Source organism: Pedobacter suwonensis, from assembly GCF_900111825.1.
Classification (GTDB): Bacteria; Bacteroidota; Bacteroidia; order Sphingobacteriales; family Sphingobacteriaceae; genus Pedobacter; species Pedobacter suwonensis.
Window position 1 is genome coordinate 92,858 of the sequence record NZ_FOJM01000012.1, and the last position, 19,765, is coordinate 112,622.

The 19,765-nt window shown below is 40.4% G+C and carries 12 protein-coding genes; 7 read left to right on the forward strand and 5 right to left on the reverse strand.

The window, feature by feature from the left end; all coding sequences use genetic code 11:
- Positions 1-504: 504 nt before the first annotated feature.
- From BM107_RS16040 to BM107_RS16055, 4 genes are all read right to left on the reverse strand, one after another.
- Positions 505-1,584 (reverse strand): phytase, encoded by a 1,080-nt coding sequence (locus BM107_RS16040; RefSeq protein WP_090985147.1) that lies wholly within the window; start codon positions 1,582-1,584, stop codon positions 505-507.
- Between the two features lie 2 nt (positions 1,585-1,586).
- Complete coding sequence (locus BM107_RS16045; RefSeq protein WP_090985339.1) at positions 1,587-2,846, reverse strand: hypothetical protein; 1,260 nt, start codon at positions 2,844-2,846, stop codon at positions 1,587-1,589.
- A gap of 22 nt (positions 2,847-2,868) precedes the next feature.
- On the reverse strand, positions 2,869-5,646 hold the full coding sequence (locus tag BM107_RS16050) for a TonB-dependent receptor (protein ID WP_090985149.1): 2,778 nt from the start codon (positions 5,644-5,646) through the stop codon (positions 2,869-2,871).
- 261 nt (positions 5,647-5,907) lie between these two features.
- Entirely contained in the window at positions 5,908-7,512 is a 1,605-nt protein-coding gene (locus tag BM107_RS16055) for a tetratricopeptide repeat protein (protein WP_090985151.1), read from the reverse strand.
- 1,827 nt (positions 7,513-9,339) lie between these two features.
- Between BM107_RS16055 and BM107_RS16070 the strand changes: the two genes are divergently transcribed.
- Genes BM107_RS16070 through BM107_RS16085 form a run of 4 tightly spaced genes read left to right on the forward strand, consistent with a single transcriptional unit; the run spans position 9,340 to position 15,376 of the window.
- A complete protein-coding gene (locus BM107_RS16070) occupies positions 9,340-10,035 on the forward strand; it encodes an ABC transporter ATP-binding protein (RefSeq protein ID WP_090985157.1) in 696 nt (231 codons plus the stop codon).
- 18 nt (positions 10,036-10,053) lie between these two features.
- On the forward strand, positions 10,054-12,561 hold the full coding sequence (locus tag BM107_RS16075; RefSeq protein WP_090985159.1) for a TonB-dependent siderophore receptor: 2,508 nt from the start codon (positions 10,054-10,056) through the stop codon (positions 12,559-12,561).
- Positions 12,561-14,006, forward strand: a complete 1,446-nt coding sequence (locus BM107_RS16080; RefSeq protein WP_090985161.1) for an ABC transporter permease — start codon at positions 12,561-12,563, stop codon at positions 14,004-14,006. The genes BM107_RS16075 and BM107_RS16080 overlap by 1 nt, the downstream gene beginning before the upstream one ends.
- Positions 14,007-14,014: 8 nt before the next feature.
- The gene (locus BM107_RS16085) at positions 14,015-15,376 is read left to right on the forward strand and encodes a DUF3526 domain-containing protein (protein WP_090985163.1); all 1,362 of its coding nucleotides are present in this window, start codon (positions 14,015-14,017) and stop codon (positions 15,374-15,376) included.
- Between the two features lie 321 nt (positions 15,377-15,697).
- On the opposite strand, the gene BM107_RS16090 is transcribed toward BM107_RS16085, so the two are convergent.
- Positions 15,698-16,165, reverse strand: coding sequence for an Lrp/AsnC family transcriptional regulator (locus tag BM107_RS16090; RefSeq protein WP_090985165.1), 468 nt, complete (start codon positions 16,163-16,165; stop codon positions 15,698-15,700).
- 195 nt (positions 16,166-16,360) lie between these two features.
- On the opposite strand from BM107_RS16090, the gene BM107_RS16095 reads away from it, so the two are divergent.
- The 3 genes from BM107_RS16095 to BM107_RS16105 are packed head-to-tail and all read left to right on the forward strand — an operon-like array spanning position 16,361 to position 19,551.
- Positions 16,361-17,422, forward strand: a complete 1,062-nt coding sequence (locus BM107_RS16095) for a PLP-dependent cysteine synthase family protein (RefSeq protein ID WP_090985167.1) — start codon at positions 16,361-16,363, stop codon at positions 17,420-17,422.
- Positions 17,423-17,437: 15 nt separating this feature from the next.
- Positions 17,438-17,887: a protein-disulfide reductase DsbD domain-containing protein gene (locus tag BM107_RS16100; RefSeq protein ID WP_090985170.1), complete on the forward strand. Its 450-nt coding sequence runs from the start codon at positions 17,438-17,440 to the stop codon at positions 17,885-17,887.
- A 14-nt stretch (positions 17,888-17,901) separates the two neighbouring features.
- On the forward strand, positions 17,902-19,551 hold the full coding sequence (locus tag BM107_RS16105) for a protein-disulfide reductase DsbD family protein (protein WP_090985172.1): 1,650 nt from the start codon (positions 17,902-17,904) through the stop codon (positions 19,549-19,551).
- Positions 19,552-19,765: the final 214 nt, after the last annotated feature.

Sequence of the window (19,765 nt, forward strand, 5' to 3'; positions counted from 1 at the left end):
TCTTGAGACAGATTTCCCGACTCAGCTGCAATCCACTCGAAAGGACGGAATGGTTAAGAATAACCCCTTAATAATGATCATTTCTAAGTGTGAGTCTATCGAAGATCTTGACTATACGAAAAAAAATTGGCCTTCTACAGGTTCGGGGCGGTAATTGTTTCTCCTAAACTTAACCCCATTGATTACCCGCCTGCAACGGGCAGGGTTTATATCAACAGGGCAAACCATTCACCATCACAAAAATAATTTTACCACAGATAGAAAGGATGCACACAGATATGAAAATCCATGTTTATCCGTGTTCATCTGTGATTAAAAAAGCTTAACTTAACTACACCGCTCACCAGCTTGCAGTGGACGGGGTTTATGTCAACACCATATTAGTACCATTCATCACCCCTACACGCAATCTAAGCGGAATGCGGGTTTCCTTCAAATTGTCAGACCGGAACTTAACCAACCCAACCGCTTCTCCAATTGCTTTACAAAAAATAAATGTTAATGTTATGGATTTGCAATAGTCAATTTTTTACCCGCTATATCCTCCCATCTATAAAAGTGAAAGGTTTTATCATCGCTCATGGCGACGAGTAAACCATGCCTAAAATCTTTATTTAGTGGAACTGAAACCACATCAATACCATCTGTTTGATTAGCTGAATATTTTATAGTGGTTAATAGCGGATGCGGATGGACCGTATTTTTCCTGGCCACCCGGTCATATACTTTTAACTGCCCGGCACCCTGATCAGACACCAGGATATATCCTTTATTGCCTGGTGTTTTATAAATGGCGATACCCTCATTGTCCACGGCAAAATCGCCTTGTCCAAACAATGCCAGTTCTTTATTTCCTTTGGCCGGATCTGCATAATACTTGCGTACGCCTACCTGCTCATCGCAATAATAAACAAAGCCCAATTCGTTATCAACGGCAATAGCTTCGATTTCTTTTTTCCCGCTATACAATCCAAATTTCCGCACTAAATCTGCTTTGACATTACCCTTTCCGTCATCTGTCAATTCATATTGCCAAAGATAACCTCCATTTTTAGGGCCGGTTTTACGGCCTACAATGGCATAAATTTTTCCAGCAGGATCGGTATACATCGAAATTCCCATCAAATCACGGTACTCTGCTCCTGTTTCACCCACAAAAACCGGAATTCCGCCATTGTCAATTGCCTTCATATCCGGCAGCGAAAAGATACGCAGTTTATGGGTATAACGCTCAGTTGTCACTGCAATATCTATCTTTTTTCCAGCCAACTGCAAACCATAGGCAATATCCACATTATCAGGTCGCTTTAAACCCTTAACCGTTTTGGATTGGATGATTTTACCTTTCAGATCGAAAACATACAGGCCACCATTCGTATCTTTATCGGTACCAATTACCAAAGATTGCGCAGGATCGTTTGGGTTTACCCAGATTGCAGGATCATCGGTATCAAAATCGACAGGGTCAGATACATATAAGGGTTTTACGACTGTACTATTTCCATTTTGCGCACCTCCTTTACAAGAAATGGCCAGGCTTAAAACCGCAAAAGCGGTAAACTTTAAAATATGGTTGTATTTCATTTTTATATTTTAGTTCCGTATGCACCAACAAATGTAGATGGTGAAGGCGAGATATAGGTAATTCCGTTTTTCATTACAATGCCGGCTTTGTGATGACGGTTAAAGTTAGTGATGCCTTTGCCTAAAGCGGGTGAGTTACCCTGCAGGTGAAAATCCCATGCGGTATTGAAATCGGCATTGGTAACTGCCGTGTTTAAAGGATAATTCACAAATTTAGGATCATTTGCACCGGCCACATTGCTGATCACATCGTTTTTACCACCTACAATATCGCCTGTTGGCTGAAACTGATTTACAGTGGCCTGATCAAAACCATAATACCAGTTATTGCCATAAGCCGAACGGCTATCTTCAGGTTTTTTCGGATCTCTTTTTACGCCAAAACGGGTATTGGCAAAAAGGTTATTATACAGATCGGCACGTACGGTACTTTCCAGCCAGATTGATCCGCCTTTGGCGGTTGGCCTTCTCCAACCTGTATTCACCATGGTATTGTTATACGCAATAATATAGGTTTGCGGTGTTTTATCTCCTGTATTGGATAATTTTAAGGCATTGGTATTGGTGCTATAAACCAGATTATAAGCGATATCTGCTAAACAGCCGGATTTAAAATTCATGGCTTCCCCTCCTGTCACACCCGTAGTATAAAACACATTATTGGCAAAAATAATCTTCCCGCCTTCAATGTAGGTACAATCTTCCTGAAGGTTCCTGAAAATGCTGTTCTGAACCACTAATTTGCCATTGGCATTGGCAAACCAGAGTGCGGGCAGATTTTCTCCGGCCTTGGCCTTATAAAGCCCCATTTTTACGGATGTGGAAGCGTCCGAAGTAGTGGAGCCAGCATATTCGAGGATTACATGATCAAGCACCAGTTCATCGCACGTTGGCCCGGCCAAAATACCGCCCCAAAGTTTTCCGAATTTTTTTGATGCAGTTTTATAAAATTCATTTACCGTAAACCTGATTGGATTTTCTGCAGTCCCAAGTGCATACAGGTTACCTTTTATCACTATCTCTGGTTTAGCAACCGTGTCCATCAGCACCGTTACCCCTTCTTCAATAGTCAGGGTTTTCCCTTCCGGGATGACAATATCGCCTTTAATTACCTGTGTACTGCCTTTTGCCCAAACCCCGGAAACCTCCCCGATTGCCGAACCATCAATAACAGTGGTATCTACATCTATATTGGCTTTTTTACATCCTGCCAGGGCTAGCACAACAAGGATTAATAATTTAAAAATCTGATTTGATTTCATGTCTTTGTTTCTTAAAATGCTATTAATTAAACTTATACCTAAAGCCAACAACATAATTCTGGCCGTAATAATCGCTCCTGATCAAGGTATTTCCGTTTTTAACCAAATCTTCCTTGATATCGTTATTTGCGGGATTTGTACCTTTTATAAATAGTTTTGTCGGGGTATTTAAAATGTTATTGGCTTTTACAAAAACACTTATTCCGCCTTTAAAACGCTTCTCTGCAGCGGCATCTACCTGGATAAATCCTTCCTGCCATAAATCGTTGTTTAAGAATTGCGAAACCGTGTTGATCCGTGGCCCCGTATAGGCACCTGCAACCTGAGCATCCCAGCCTTTTTTAGTGTCTTTAAACAATATAGACAGGTTAGCAATATGTGCCGACTGACCATAAAGCGGACGCTCCTGATTCACATTTGCGGGCTCTGTATCTCCGGTAGTGTTATTGATTACCCTGGTGGTTTTAGTGGTATTAATACGCGAATGGGTATAAGTATAATTGGCCTTCACCCCTATTTTACTAAAATATTTGATGTAATCTACCTCAGCTCCGTAGTTATTGGCCGTACCAAAGTTGCCCGGGCTGTAATAAATATCCTGACCGCGAACGGCATCGGCTTGAAAAGTATATTCAATTGGATTTTTTATCCTTTTATAGAAAGCACCAACCAATAATTGCTCGGAAGCGCCGGGAAAAAGCTCGTACCTTAAATCGAAGTTATCAGCCAGAGCACGTTGCAAATTAGGATTACCACGTTCCTGAAATTCTTCATTTACCACTTTTCCAGGTACAATTTCATAAAAACCCGGGCGGTTAAGCGCCTTATAATAAGAAGCATGTAACTGTGCTTTTTCCGTTAAGAAATATTTTGCGGTTAAACTCGGCAATACATCGGTGTAAACCTGGTTTCCTTTTGGAAAAGATTCTCCTGCGGCAAAATGAAGGTGATAACCCTGATTGGTATGCTCTACTCTTGCACCACCAATTACTTCTAATTTAGCTGAATTATATTTAAACATTCCATAACCGGAAGTGGTTTGTTCCGTGGCATCGTAGGTAAGGGAATTGGCTACAGCACCGGTTGGATTGCTTACCACCAGGTTCAGATCGGTATAATTTTGGAAATTTACACCGTAAACATCATTTGCATGATCTGCGGCCTGGGCCATATTATAGTTATTAAAGAAGCTGCTTCTTTGCTTATCGCGGTATAAACCTCCAGCCATAACATCCAATTTATGCTTACCTGCTAAAACATGGTAGGTCAGATCCAGATAACCTGCCACATCCTCGTCGGTATTACGCTCCCACCTGCGGGTAACCGGGTTGGTATTCACCAAGCTGGTGCGTTTGCGCTGGAAATTCTGTTCCAACCCATTTAAACTGATACTGGTATTTTCAGGCATATCATTTTTGGCAGAAGAATAAACAGCCGACCACTGCACCGTAAATTTATCATTAAAAAACTGATGGTCGCCATGCAGCGTTGAATTGTAAATCTGCTGCTCAGTTAAACGGCTACGGGTATCGAAAACCAACTGTGCATTTCCTGCTGTTGGATCATAATCTTTATTATAAGTAGTAGTTACGGCATCCCTAACCTGCTGGTTTTTCAGGTTAACATATACATTGTAAAAACTGATCTGGTGGTTTTTGTTAAAAACATAATCAACTTTCCCGTGCAAACCTGTACGTTGTTGCTGCTCCGAAAATTCACGGTAACTTTTACTGGTAATGGTGGCATAAGCATCTGTACCAACAACGGAATTATTATAGAAGGTACTATTGCTTCCGCGATAGGTATTTTGATAACTTCCTGCTAACACTACGCCTAATTTGTTATCCAAAAAGCGTTTACTTAAAGATAAACTTCCGATTAGATTAGGTGCAGGGTTTTTATATTTATAATCAAGCGTTCCTTTGGTAAAATCGTTCTGTGTAGCATTATAGGTTCTGCCGTTTATTTCATAAGGCGATTTATAACTGATATCCGAAGCATTGTAGCTGGTAAACTTACGATCGAAAAACAACTGGCTATAACCAGTAGCAACATTGGCATTTACCTGCAACAAACCCGGTGCATTTTTCATCACCATATTAATCGCACCGCCAATAGCATCGCCCTCTAAATTTGGGGTAAGGGTTTTGTACACCTCTAAACGATCGAGTAAATCAGCAGGAAAAAGGTCGAGCGGAACATAACGGTATTTATTATCCGGACTAGGGATTTTAACACCATTGACTAATGTATAGTTATAGCGTTTATCCATCCCCCTTAATATCGCGTACTGTCCATCGCCGTTGCTGTTGCGCTCTATGGATACACCCGAAATACGTTGCATCACATTCGCCACTGTCAGATCCGGTGAAATTTCAATCGCCCTGCCTGATACGATGTTCATCAGTTGTGGCGCATTTTTTTCTAAGCGTCTTGCCCCCTGATCAGTAGAACTAACCGTATTGGATTTAATGGTAATATCGTCAAGGATTTTCGAATCACTTTCCATGTAAAACTTTAAGTGATCGTTATCTTCTTTCAGGATCACGAATGTTTTTTCGATGGTTTTGTACGTAACATAGCTTATGCTGATTTTAGCCGTACCAACTTTAACATCCTTAAATTCGAAAGTACCGTCTAATCCGGTATTGGTTATGCGCCTTGGATTTTCTAAAACCACTGTTGCACCTACAATGGCCTCGCCGGTTTGCTTATAGTAAACATGGCCCTTTAATTTTGTGGCATGAACTGTGCCTGCACAAAAAAGAAGTAAAAACAGAATTTGTAATGGTTTATTCATTGCGTTTGGTCTTGTCTTTTTATTATCGACAGGGCAAAGATGTACACGCCAGATTACATCAGAAAATGTTAAGGGTTACATAAAGGCAACAGCGTTACAACAGGCATATACCAAAAAGCAACAAAAAGAAACAAACGACTGTAAATAAGACAATTAAACACATTAAAAAGCGCCGTTATGCTTTTATTATCGTTACATTAACGAATTGTTAAGCCCTAAAAACCATTAAAAACAGGCAATAGATAGCCATCGATGTAACGGTTATAAGGCCTGGATAAACGCGGATAAATTATTGCCTTGAGCCAGATTTAGCTTTTTCCTTAACCTATATCTTGATACCCTTAAGCTATCTGTAGATATACCGAGCAAGGTGGCAATGTCTCCCGAATCAAGATTCATTTTTAACAACGCGATTAGGCGCATATCTGCTGAGGTAAGCTCCTGACTATATTTTTTAAGGCTTTCCAGAAATTGATGGTGTACCTGCTCAAAAGCCGCCGTAAATTCCTTCCAGTTGCTCTCGTGGTTAAAGCTCTGGTTAATCTCGGTTAGGATCTGGCTCATCTGCTTTTTCTGATCGCGTTTATCCTCTTTCACCATCGCCTGCAAGGTACTTCTGAGGTTTTCCAGAAATTGGTTATGCTTAATCAGATTTAAAGTATGAGTAGATAACTCCCTGCTTTTTACCTCCAGTAATTGTTTCAGATTTTGTTCTTCGAGCTGAAGATTTTTGAGTTCAAGGCTGGTCATATCGTGTTCTATGGCCTTTTGCTTTGCCAGCATCTGTTGATCTTTTAACTTTAAACGTTGCCTGCTGAAAATCACAAAACCCAAAACAACCAATAATATCACCACAATGGCAGAAGAAAAAGCAATAATCCGGTTTACCTTCCGGTCGTTTTTTAATCGGATAATTTCATCCGATTTTTTATTGATATCGTAAAGTACCTGCAAAAATGCGGCCTGCCTGGCGCCATCTACCGAATACAGATCAATTGTATATTTATAACCAAGTTTTACATAATGATAGGCGCTGTCCATATTGTTCAATAATTCATAGGCTTTTCCTAAATCTCTGCAGCAGGAACTTAACTGATAAATATTGCCCATTTTTTCGGCAAGTTTTAGAGCCGTTTCGGTTTGCACAATACTTTCCTTATACCGACCGGTTTTACGCAAAATATCGCCTAAATTGTTAATGACCTCAATACTTCCCAGCTTATTCCGGTCTTTTTGATATAAATCCAGTGACTGTTTAAAATGTACGTAAGCGGAATCGTAACGCTCCAGATCTTCATATATGCTCCCGAAGTTTTCGTGTATTTTTGCAGCTTCGCTTTTATTGTTAAGGTTTTCGGTTATTTTTAAAGCCAGTTTTTGATAATAAAACGCACTATCATAAAGCTGCCTTTTTTCGTACAACTGCCCAATATTGCCCAATACTGTTACCTGTCCGGTTAAATTATTCAATCTTTTATAGAGATCAATAGCTTTACGATAGCTATTCATGGCCTTATCTTTCTGTTTCATATAATAGTAAAGCACGCCGGCATCATTAAGATTGGCTGCCAATAACAATGGTTGATTGGCATTACCAAATATCTTATCTGCTTTTAAAAAGAACTCTAATGATTGACTAAAATGGCCTTGTGTATAACAAATCTTTCCCATTTGCTGCAAACATTTGCCTTCTAATAACTCATCATTATCGTCAATAGCTTTAGCATAGATCCTCTTTAATTGAGCCAGGGCTGTAGTCGGATCTTTTTGATTCTGTGCAATAATCGATTCAAACCGATCTTCCCGGGCGTTTGCATTGGAAATCAAGACAACAAAAAATATAAGTAAACCAATGTGTTTAATCATCTTAAAAGCAATTATCAGGCAATATGGAGCAAAGAAAAGATACCGGTGTTAACTTAAAGTTAAGCGAAGTCTCAGGTGATATAATTAAGGTGCTTCACGGAATCTTTTTCGCTTTGAGTTCTAAGTGATATTAACTGTTTACGTGTCAGATGGTAACATCTGACACCACCGATCATAAGCTGTTTATATTTTGCCACGGAAACACGGACTGACACGGAGGATTTCACTATTTTCATAGCAGTGGTTTGTGTCCGCATGGACCATTTTCATTTTATTGCCGTTATTTATTGCAGTGGTCTATGTCCCCACAGGCTACCTGAGTGATCAGAACAAAAAACAGGTATTAGATGAACATGAATTAGCTAAACCCGACCGGCAACGTTATCCTGGTTTAGGAATTATTGTATTTAGTGATAAATTTCCAGGATTAAGCAAAGGGCGGGACTAGCCTAACCGAAGCACACCACCGTGGTCTGTATCCTTATCGCCGTGGTCTGTGTCCCCACAGACCACCTAAAAAATCAGAAAAATACAAGGATTCGATAAATCGAAAGGCCTCTGTTAACTAAACCCCTGCCCGTTGCAGGCCTATCGTGTGTACACATCTCTGTTAGCCATTATTTGTTCTTTAGCACTTAGTTCTAAGACGATCGTCATGCTGAATTTATTTTACAAGTAGAAATATGGTTTTCGATTGCCTTGTAGCTACTTCGTGGTCAGCATCTTTCATACTATTAATCCCGTTGATTAAGAAAAATTATTTTTCAACAAAAATATTGTTTTCCCACTCTATGCCGCGGGGGCATGGTACTTTGGAGCGCCAAAGTACCCAAAGCGCTTTGTCAATCCAGCTAGGAGCCTTTCACACAACCACACTCACATCAAAAAAACAGCGGCACTTCGTTTTGTGTTCAATTCTCTTTAACAATTAAATTAGTATTATGAACACAAAACCACTGCGTTTAAGGTTTGGTAATGCTATTTGTTCTTTCCTGCAACTGTTTTTTTGATAGCTCAGGCTCTTGGGATTGACGGCGTTCTTCGGTAAAACCTGTAATCTATTAAAGCAAGCTAGCAAAGCGTTTAAAAAAACAAACTAAAAGATGTGTCCACACGATAGTTTGCTGGCGGGGCGAGCGACAGCGTTATCCCGGTTTAAACTTTATTTCATTTACCAGCTAATCTACCGGGATTAAGCAGAGGGCGGGGCTAAAGTAACCACTGCCATGGGCCGTGTCTGCATGAACCATTTTTATTTTAACGCTACCGCCATAGTTCCATTTAGCATACTGATTACAAGTACTGAAACATCAGTCTTACAACCAATCCTATTAAAAGGTTTGATTTTAATTTTTTAAATGTAACTTTGTTGCATTGAAGCATTCGAAATATAAATATCGCCGCGAAATTTTTTCCCGCATATGGGCGATCTTGTTATTAGGGTTATTTCTTAATGCTACACTGGTCGAAAGTCTGCACCACCACGCAGCGAAACATACCGTGCACAATACATCGCATTCAAAATACAACGAGCAACTTGTTTCGGCAAAGTTAACCTGTAAACTCTGCGAAGTACTGAAACACCAATCGCACTTTTTCGATCGCCCTTTACCGCTGGCATTTCTTTTACCTATAAATAAACCAGGTGTTAGACCCAGTGTTTTCCTCATAAAGCAACCTGTTGTTTACATTCTATCTTTTAGCAATAAAGGGCCGCCAAGTTTAATGGCCTAACCTCAAAATCAGGTTTACTTTATTTATCCGACAAATTTATTTTGTTTAATGTGCAGCTGTATTCGGCATGCGCCTATATTTCCTATATATTTTATGCTTCAAGCTATTTCATTATCTAAAAATTATGGAGCTTACAAGGCTCTGAACCAACTTAATTTAACCGTTAAGGCCGGCGAGGTTTTTTGCCTTTTGGGCCAAAATGGTGCCGGAAAAACGACCACTATTAATTTATTTCTTGGTTTTATTGAACCAAGCGCGGGTAAAATTTTAATCGATGGCAAAGCGCTGGATGCGCATGATCACGAGCGCCGCAAACACCTTGCCTACATTCCTGAAGTGGTGATGCTTTACGGTAACCTTTCGGCCATAGAGAACCTTGATTACTTTTCAAAACTTGCAGGTTTTAATTATGAAACCAGGAGTTTGACCAATTTTCTAAATCAATGTGGTTTACAAGAATCGGCTCATCATAAACACCTGTCCGGTTTCAGCAAGGGGATGCGCCAGAAAGTCGGTATTGCGATTGCCCTGGCTAAAAACGCGAAAATTATTTTAATGGATGAACCAACAAGTGGCTTAGATCCAAAAGCCACCGCCGAATTTACCCTATTGGTTAAACAATTGGCTGCAGAAGGTAAATCTATTTTAATGGCTACGCATGATATTTTTAATGCCGTAAATGTAGGCTCGCACATCGGTATTATGAAACAGGGCGAATTAATCCATACCCTTAAAGCAAGCGAAATTAACGCAACCGACCTGCAGGAACTATACTTACAAACCATATAAATAAATCAAATCCATTTCATGCACCCAAAACATAAGGCACTTTATGGTGTCGCTACATTTTTTTTACTCTTCCTGCTCAATCTGGTAAGCATTCAAGCCATTGCCCAGATCAAAGTAAGCGGTAAAGTAATTAATACAGAACGTCAAAACATTTACAAAGCCACCATTAAATTTAAAAATGGCAAAGATCAATTAAATACAATGAGCGATTCTTTAGGGAATTTCTCGCTTATTTTACCTAAAACAGCTAGTTATGCGGTTACGGTTAGTGCCATTGGTTATAGCAGTTTTAGCCGCATATATCCTATAAACCAGACAGGCAATTTAAATCTTGATGCCATTGTATTGCAAACTTTAAATGAAGAACTACAAACCGTTGAAGTTATAGGCACCAATGGCAAGAAATATTACGGTAATTATTCCTTTTCAGCCACAAAAACGGCCACTTTAAACAAAGACATTCCACAGGCTATTTCTTCGGTTTCGAAAGAATTAATTGCCGACAGGCAGGCTGCTGTACTAGCTGATGCCATCAAAAACGTAACCAGTGTATCGCAAAGCAGTTATTACAACCAATTCTCCATCAGGGGGATCAACCAAAATGAAGAAGGTGCCATCATTAACGGCATGCGTACCCGCCAATTTTATTTTAACCAACCATTAACCAACAACCTGGAACGGATTGAGGTGATAAAAGGTCCGGCAAGTGCTACTTTTTCGAGTGTAGACCCGGGTGGAAGTATTAACCTGGTGACAAAAAAGCCGCTGGCAGAAGACCGCAGGGAGATCAGCATTTCGGCCGGAAGTTTTAGTACGATACGTGGCGCATTAGATTTTACAGGCCCCTTAAATGCGGAAAAAACCTTGCTTTACCGGCTGAATCTTGGATATGAAGACAGCAAAAGTTTCAGGGACCTCCAGTACAGAAAGGGTTATATAATCGCCCCTTCGTTCTCGTACATCCCGAATGAGCGTACCAGTTTAAACGTAGAGGCTGTGCTGAACAACAGCAATTCGAGATTGGACCGTGGCCAGGCTATTTTTGGCGCCATTGCCGGGCAAACCGATTTAAAAAGCACCCCCATCAGTTTTAATATGGGTGCCAGCAACGACCGTTTTAACACTCAGGATTTAATGTTGATGACCAATTTTTCTCATCGCTTTAACCAGGATATAGTATTTAATGTGGCTTATATGAAGCAAAACTGGAATGAAGATCTTTTGGAACATCGTACCACCAATGCTTTTGGTGTTGATGAAAACAATCAACCGATCCCCACCCTTGCTGCTATGCGGGCAGTTCAGCGCCAGCAAAAGTGGAGTACCGATAATTTAAGTACATATTTCAGTATAAACGCCAATACATTTCACTTAAACCATAAAATGGTAATCGGCTACGACCGGATCAATACCCAGAAACTACGTGGCGGCGGCGAAAATGCGGCACAGGGTTACCGCCTAAAAGATGGTACCATTGCCAGCAGGTATGACCCGGCAAAAAAAGACCTCTATTTATTTAAAATGGTAAATGGGGTGAATGCACCTGTACCTAATGTTGAGCATTTCAACCTTGCCAACCCGAGTTATACGATCAAAAATTTAAGCGATTATATTTTTACCAAAACTGAAATACCCCCGGCCTATAATTTAGTTAATGCGGTTTATTTTCAGGACCAGATCAGATACCGTAGACTCACGTTAACCCTGGGCCTGAGACAGGAATGGTACCAGGATTACAGCAATTACAAACTGGCAACAGAAAAGAAGATCGATCAGCAGAAGCTTTTACCGAGAGTTGGGCTAACCTATGCGGTGACCGATAACATTAACCTTTATGGAACTTATTTACAGGGTTACCAACCACAGGGCAATACCACTTCACTGGTTATTGTACCGCCACCTGCAGGCACAAACTTTAAACCCTTAACCAGCGACTTAAAAGAAATCGGCGCAAAATCAGAATGGTTGAATAAAAGTTTAATGGTTAACGTTTCGGTTTTTGAAATTAACCAGAAAAACCTGTTGATGAATGCAAACGACCCGCTGGATGTGAACCGTTTAATTGAACGTGGCGCACAGCGCAGCCGCGGATTTGAGTTTGAAGCTTCAGGTTTCATCAGCAGAAACTGGCAGTTTAATGCGGGCTATAGTTATGTAGATGCTATTATTATGGATGATTTCAACCCGGCTTTGATTGGTCAACGGGTGCAGAACACGCCAAAGCACAGTGCCAGTTTGTGGACACGTTATAATTTTGAAACTCAAAAATTGAAGGGCCTTGGTTTTGGTGCAGGTTTACAATACAGCGGCACTAAACTTCCATTATACATCAGGGATTTTACACTACCAGCCTATACCCTTGTTGATGCCGCAGCTTATTATTCGCCGGCCGGCTCAAAGGTGCAGTTGGCCTTAAATGTAAATAACATCTTAAATAAAACCTATTGGGTAGGTGCGCAAAACTACCTGCGTCTTTTCCCTGGCACGCCAAGAAATGTAATGTTTAACGTAACCTATAGAATATAATGTCGGGTAGAATAAGCACTATCGCAAAACAAACATTTAAAGCCGCATTTAACAATAAAGCAACATTAGCCTTAACACTTTTATTGGGCTTATCACTCTGTTTGGCTACTTATGTTGGCTGGCAAAACTTTAAAATGCAAAATAATCAACGGCTCCATTATAAAGCGATGGTAAGGGCGCAATGGTTAGCCAAACCAGATAAACACCCACACCGGATGGCGCACTATGGCTACCTCGCCTTTCGTGAAAAACATGAACTCAGTTTCTTCGATTTTGGCATAGAAAGTTTTGCGGGGGTATCTATTTTTTTAGAGGCACACAAACAGAATACCGTTAATTTTAGCGAAGCAGGTTTTACAAACGGTATGTTAAGCTTTGGCGAAATCAGTGTAGCCATGGTGTTACAATTGTTGGTGCCTTTACTCATTTTCTTTTTAGGTTATAACAGTATATCGGCCGAACGTGAATCGGGTACCTTAAAAATCCTGTTGTGCCAGGACGTTAGCTGGAGACAGCTTCTTTGGGGGAAAACTATGGGAATTATCGGCGTGTGTCTCTCTATATTTATTCCGCTTATCCTGCTCACCATCTTGTTATGGGCATCATTAAGTCATTGGCAAATCAGTATGGATTCAGCCTTACGTCTGTTACTCCTGGTTTTAACTTATGCCATCTATTTTTTCATCATGTCGGCCGTTACGGTTTTGGTTTCTGCCTTTGCCCGCAGTTCTAAATCCGCTTTGATTACCTTATTGGCCTTCTGGATATTTTTTATGGTGATTATGCCACGCATTACCCAGGCGGTTGGGGTAAAGATCCATCCTTCGCCGTCTAAAATAGAATTTGCCGATGCCATTGCGACAGAAGTTCATCAGCAGGGTGATAGCCATGATCCTAACGACCCACATTACGCGGCCATTAAGGATTCGCTACTGAAAGCTTATGCCGTAGATGATGTTAAAAAACTTCCTTTTAACTACGGTGGCTATATTATGGCTGAAGGTGAAAAGATTACTTCAAAAATTTACAGTAGCCACCAGAATGAACTGAACAAAATTTTCAAAAAACAGAACAGCATGACTACAATCACGGGTTTCTTAAACCCTTATTTATCATTGAAAAATATTTCGATGGCTTTAACCGCATCTGATTTTAACACCTACGTCGATTTTCAGCATCAGGCAGAAGCTTACCGCTATCAGCTCGCTCAAAAGATGAATAAGCTACAGATTGAGAAAATCAGCAACATTAAACCTGGGGATGAAGAGAAACCGCTAGCCATTAGTAAGTCCAACTGGGCAGAACAACCCGATTTTAATTATCATTTTAAAACATTAGATACTGTTCTGTCAGATGAGCTACTAGCGCTGAGTGCCTTAACCTTTTGGTTATTGGTTACGGTTATTTTGCTCCAATATTCAACCAAATGGCTTAAAACGATATAGCAATACGCATGAAAAAAAATAGATATCAGCTCGAATTTAAATTGTTTTTTAGGAGCAGTTCTTCCTGGATTGGCATCTTTGTGCTTCTTATAACAGGTTTTGCCGGCCTGTATTTCGGCAAAACTTTCATTGCCAGGCAAGAAGCTGTAATTGAAAAAGCGGCCATATTGCAAAAGAAAAATACCCTTAAAAATATCGAGCATTTCGGCGATGATATTGGCCTGTTATTTTTCCATAATAAGTTTACACTGGCCAACGCACCTGATAATTGGGCGGCCTTTGCCAACGGACAGCGCGATATAAACCCCTACTTAATTTCGGTAACCATGTTGGGCCTTGAAGGCCAGCTTTATGACACCGATATTAATAATCCGGTCAGCCTGCTGCTAGGCAACATGGATCTTAGTTTCGTATTTATCTTTTTGTTTCCGTTGGTTATTACTGCCTTCACCTACAACCTCCTTTCAGAACAAAAAGAAAGTGGGATATGGTCGCTTTTAAGGGCGCAAACCAACCAATCTTTCCAGGTTATCTGGCAAAAATTTTTAGTTAGGGTTGCAGTGATTTTTAGCGTTGCACTATTGCTGTTATTGGCAGCGATGTTTTACCTGGCATTGCCGCAAGACGTAACCTTCCTTTCGGTTACCGTACTTATTTTACTCTACCTGAGCTTTTGGTTTGCTGTTTCCTTTTTCTTCATCTCTTTAGGTAAGTCTTCAAATTTTAATGCCTCAGCGCTGATAGCCGTGTGGGTACTGCTCTGCATCGTTATTCCGGCATCATTTAATCTTTTTTTAACGCGAAAATACCCGGTACCTGAGGCCTTGCAAAATGTAATTAACCAACGCGAAGGCTATCATGAAAAGTGGGATATGGCTAAAGACGTAACCATGAAACCCTTTTTTAAACATTATCCCCAATTGAAGAAATATCCGTTTCCTGAAAAGAAAACCTTTAGCTGGTATTGGTATTATGCCATGCAGCAAATGGGTGATGACCAGGCATTTGCAAGCAGGCTGGCCATCGAAAAGAAATTAGCCAGCAGGCAGGATTTTACAGATATTTTTGCCTTTTTCCTGCCTACTATACAAACGCAGCTCGGATTAAACAAAATGGCAGGATCAGACCTTGCTACACATCTTGAATTTCAACAGGCGGTCAGAAAATACCACGAGCAGATCCGCTTGCATTTTTATCCGGCAATCTTCCTTAATCGAGATGTTAACGATACCGATATTAAAGATTATAAACTGGAAAAATATAACCGTCAACAGATTCCGCATGTATGGATTAATATGCTTTCGGTATCATTGCTCACCATGGTTATGATTGGCGCAACAGCTTTAAATTTGAAAAGATTCAACAGTTAGCCTGCTAATAAAAAGTCCTTTCAACTGGAGCCATCCCGTTTTTCCTCGGCGGCGAAATGCCCACCTATGCGGCGGGCGGGGAGAAATCTACTTATTAAGATTTTAGGCTTCTTTACACCCGATTATTATTGATAGCCTCCCATAGAAAGTGTCGTCATACCAACGACTAAAGCGCAGTCTCGAACACCCGGCAGAGAAATCTATCCTGATAGATTTCTCGACTGCGTTGCACTCCGCTCGAAATGACGCAAGCTTTATGGAGAAAACAAATGCCGGTAAACTATTGACCAATATACCAATGGCTAATGAACCATTACCTCTCTACAGCGGATAAGCAGTTTCACTTTTTGGTTCGGAAAGTACAAAGTAGCTCTGAACAGTCGTAATATTAGGCAGTGTAGCCAGTTTATTCCGTAAAAATTCGTGATAGGCATCCATATCTTTAGTGGCAATACGGAGAATAAAGTCATGCGCCCCCGTCATCTGCAGGCATTCCATTACTTCTCCAAACTTAGACACCTCGGTTTCAAATTCGATCAGGGTTTTGGCAGTATGTTCTTTCAGCAGTACGTGAGAGAAAGCAATCAGGTTTCTATTGATCTTTTTCCGGTCAAGAATCGCCACCACTCTTTTAATATAACCCTGCTCCTTTAATCTCCTTATACGTTCGTGTATGGTTGCTATCGATTTATGCAGCTTCAAAGAGATTTCTTTATGGGTTAAGGCGGCATCATGCTGCAACAATTTTAATATTTCGATGTCAACCTGATCTAAATCGCCATGTACCATATACGCTGATGAATGAAAAAAAATATAACAGACCTTTAAAAAAATAGCCTAAACTGAAATAAAAATCAAATAAAGACAAAAATATCAAAAAATTTCCGAAAAAATCGACTTGTATTGATCCAAATCAGAATAATACAGAGTTTTACCGAAATTTAATTAGTTAAAAATTTACTTTAATTGATTTAAAAAATCTCCATGAAAGCATTAACCGCTAATGAATTAACAATTTCCAATATGGGAAAATTTGAACATTTATCACTTCTGGTTGGTAACACCCCAATGCTGGAGCTTACTTATACGTATCGTGGAAGTTTGGGCAAAATTTACGTTAAATGTGAACACTATAACCTAACCGGCAGTATCAAAGACAGGATGGCGCTTTATACCCTCAAAAAAGCTTATGCTGAAGGTAAAATTAAAGCCGGCGACCGGATAGTGGAGGCGACGAGCGGTAATACCGGAATTGCATTTTCAGCAATAGGTAAAGCTTTAGGCCACCCGGTAACCATCATTATGCCCAATTGGCTGAGCAAAGAGCGCATGGATATTATTAAAAGTTTAGGTGCTGAAATTATTTTGGTGAGCAAAGAAGAAGGCGGATTTATCGGTAGCATTAAACTTGCAGAAGAAATGGCCACAAAAGACCCAAATATCTTTTTACCAAAACAGTTTGAAAATATTGCCAATCCGGAAGCACACGAACAGACCACTGGGAAGGAAATCTGGGGGCAACTGCAATTAAAAAACATATCGCCCGATGCTTTTGTTGCCGGCGTAGGCACCGGAGGAACCATTATGGGGGTCGGCAATTTTTTAAGAAAGCAAAATGCTGATATTAAAATACATCCCCTTGAGCCTGCAGAATCTCCAACTTTAACTACAGGTTATAAAGTAGGCAGCCATAGAATCCAGGGCATTTCTGATGAGTTTATTCCTGAAATTGTTAAACTGAATGAACTGGACGAAGTGGTGCAAGTAAACGATGGCGATGCCATACTCATGGCGCAAAAACTGGCAGAAAAACTTGGTTTAGCTGTAGGTATATCATCAGGAGCCAATGTGATAGGTGCCATCAAACAACAGCAAAAAATGGGAACTGACAGTTGTGTAGTCACCATTTTTTCTGATAGCAACAAAAAATATTTAAGTACCGATTTAATGAAGCAGGAACCTGTTAAGGCTGGATACATTACCCCTGAAGTAGATTTTCTGGATTACCAGGCCTTTAGCAGATTACAAAACCACCATAACCAATAATTTAATAACCACAACATGAAAAAAATCACCTTTTTGTTATGTGCCGTATGCCTGATTAACCTTGGCGCATATAGCCAGATCTTAAAACCCGTAACCTGGAGTTACGCTGCAAAAAAAACCGGCCCAAATACCGCTACTGTTTTTATTAAAGCTACTATAGACCAGGGCTGGCACCTCTACTCGCAATTTGTTAAAGATGGTGGTCCTGTTAAAACAACCTTTACCTTTCCAACAGCTGCTGCTTACACATTGATTGGCAAAACGATCGAGCCAAAAGCAATAACCAAGTTCGAACCTACTTTTAAAATGGAGGTGAGCTACTTCGAAAAATCTGTCGTTTTTCAACAAAAAGTAAAGCTGAAAGGTAAAACGGCAACCATTAAAGGTAATGTAGAATTTATGGTATGCGACGATAAACAATGTTTGCCGCCAGAACAGGTTGACTTTAGTATTCCTGTAAAATAAGCGAAAACAAGCATATGACATCCTTAAAAAAAATCTGTCTTGGATTGCTGTTCTGTGGTGCCATATCCTTAAACGGATATGCACAAGACAGCTCCGGTACCGATGATCTTACCTTTACAGAGATTAAACCTGAGACGACTGACAGTATCATCAAAGCAACTGATACAGTTGTTAAAACAGCACCAGCGGCGCCAAACAAGGCTGATCAAACTGTTGCACCATCGAAAGAAGAACACAAAACGTTATGGGGTATTTTTATTGCGGGCTTTGTTGGCGGTTTAGCTGCCCTGTTGATGCCTTGCATTTTCCCTATGCTGCCGCTTACGGTAAGTTTTTTCACTAAAGGTTCAGAAAAAGGAAAGGCCTTTCAACGCGCGGCGTTATACGGCTTTTTTATTATTCTCATTTATGTGGTACTGGGCCTTTTGGTTACCGTAATTTTTGGTGCAGATGCCTTAAACAGTTTATCTACCAATGGGATATTCAACTTCTTTTTCTTCTTATTGCTTGTTGCTTTCGCAGCTTCGTTTTTAGGTGCATTCGAAATTACCCTACCCTCTTCATGGGTAAATAAAATGGATGCCAATTCTGATAAAGGAGGCGTAGCAGGCTTATTTTTTATGGCCGGAACGCTGGCCCTGGTATCATTCTCGTGTACTGGTCCAATTATTGGCACTTTATTGGTACAGGCCGCAACAACCGGCGCCTTATTAGGCCCGGCCGTAGGCATGTTTGGCTTTTCCTTAGCCCTGGCCATCCCTTTTGCCCTGTTCGCCTTATTTCCGTCTGCAATGAACAAGCTGCCAAAATCTGGTGGTTGGTTAAACAGTGTTAAAGTTGTGCTTGGCTTTCTTGAACTTGCATTTGCTTTAAAATTTCTAAGTAATGTAGACCTGGCCTACCATTGGGAATGGTTTGACCGCGAAATATTTTTAAGCCTTTGGATCGTTATTTTTGGGATGATGGGCATCTATCTTCTGGGTAAGCTAAGGTTTTCGCATGATAGCCCATTGGCATTTATCTCCGTACCGAGGCTTTTTCTGGCTACCATAGTATTGGCTTTTACCATTTACCTGATCCCGGGCATGTGGGGCGCGCCGTTAAAGAGCATTTCTGCTTTTCTTCCACCGCAGGAAACCCAGGATTTTGATCTGTATACCGCCAGTTTACTAGGCGGAAAACAAACTGCAACAAATGATGGTCCGCATAAATATGCAGATAAATTCCATGCACCTTTAAAGCTGAATGTTTATTTCGATTATGATGAAGGTATGGCCGCAGCAAAAAAGCTGAACAAACCTGTAATGATCGATTTTACCGGCCATGCCTGTGTAAACTGCAGAAAAATGGAAGCCAACGTTTGGCCGGACAAGGATGTGTACAAAATGCTAAGCAATGATTATGTATTGATCCAGTTGTACGTAGATGATAAAACGGAGTTGGCTCCTGCTGATGTAGCAGTTACACCCGAAGGTAAAAAACTTACCACCATCGGTAAAAAATGGAGCGACTTGCAAGCCAGGAAATTCCAATCCAATTCACAGCCGTTTTATGTACTGCTCGATCCAAAAACAGAAGCACTATTGGCACCGCCGCAAGGTGCTGATTATGAGATAGAAAATTATAAAAAATTCTTACTCAGTGGTTTAAACGCTTTCCACTAAACAGATAGAAATAAAAGTGTTGAATTTAATTTTAGTTAATGATGTAAAAGGACAGTACCGGATGGTCTGTCCTTTTTTTTTAATTTAGGCTTTTGAACTGAGCCATGACTACTTTTACAGGAACTGTCAGTAGAGTTAAGCGCAGCGTCTCTACGGATTTAGTGATAAGATTAAGTCCCAAACTCAACTGATAAAAACAAGTCAGAGACTTTTT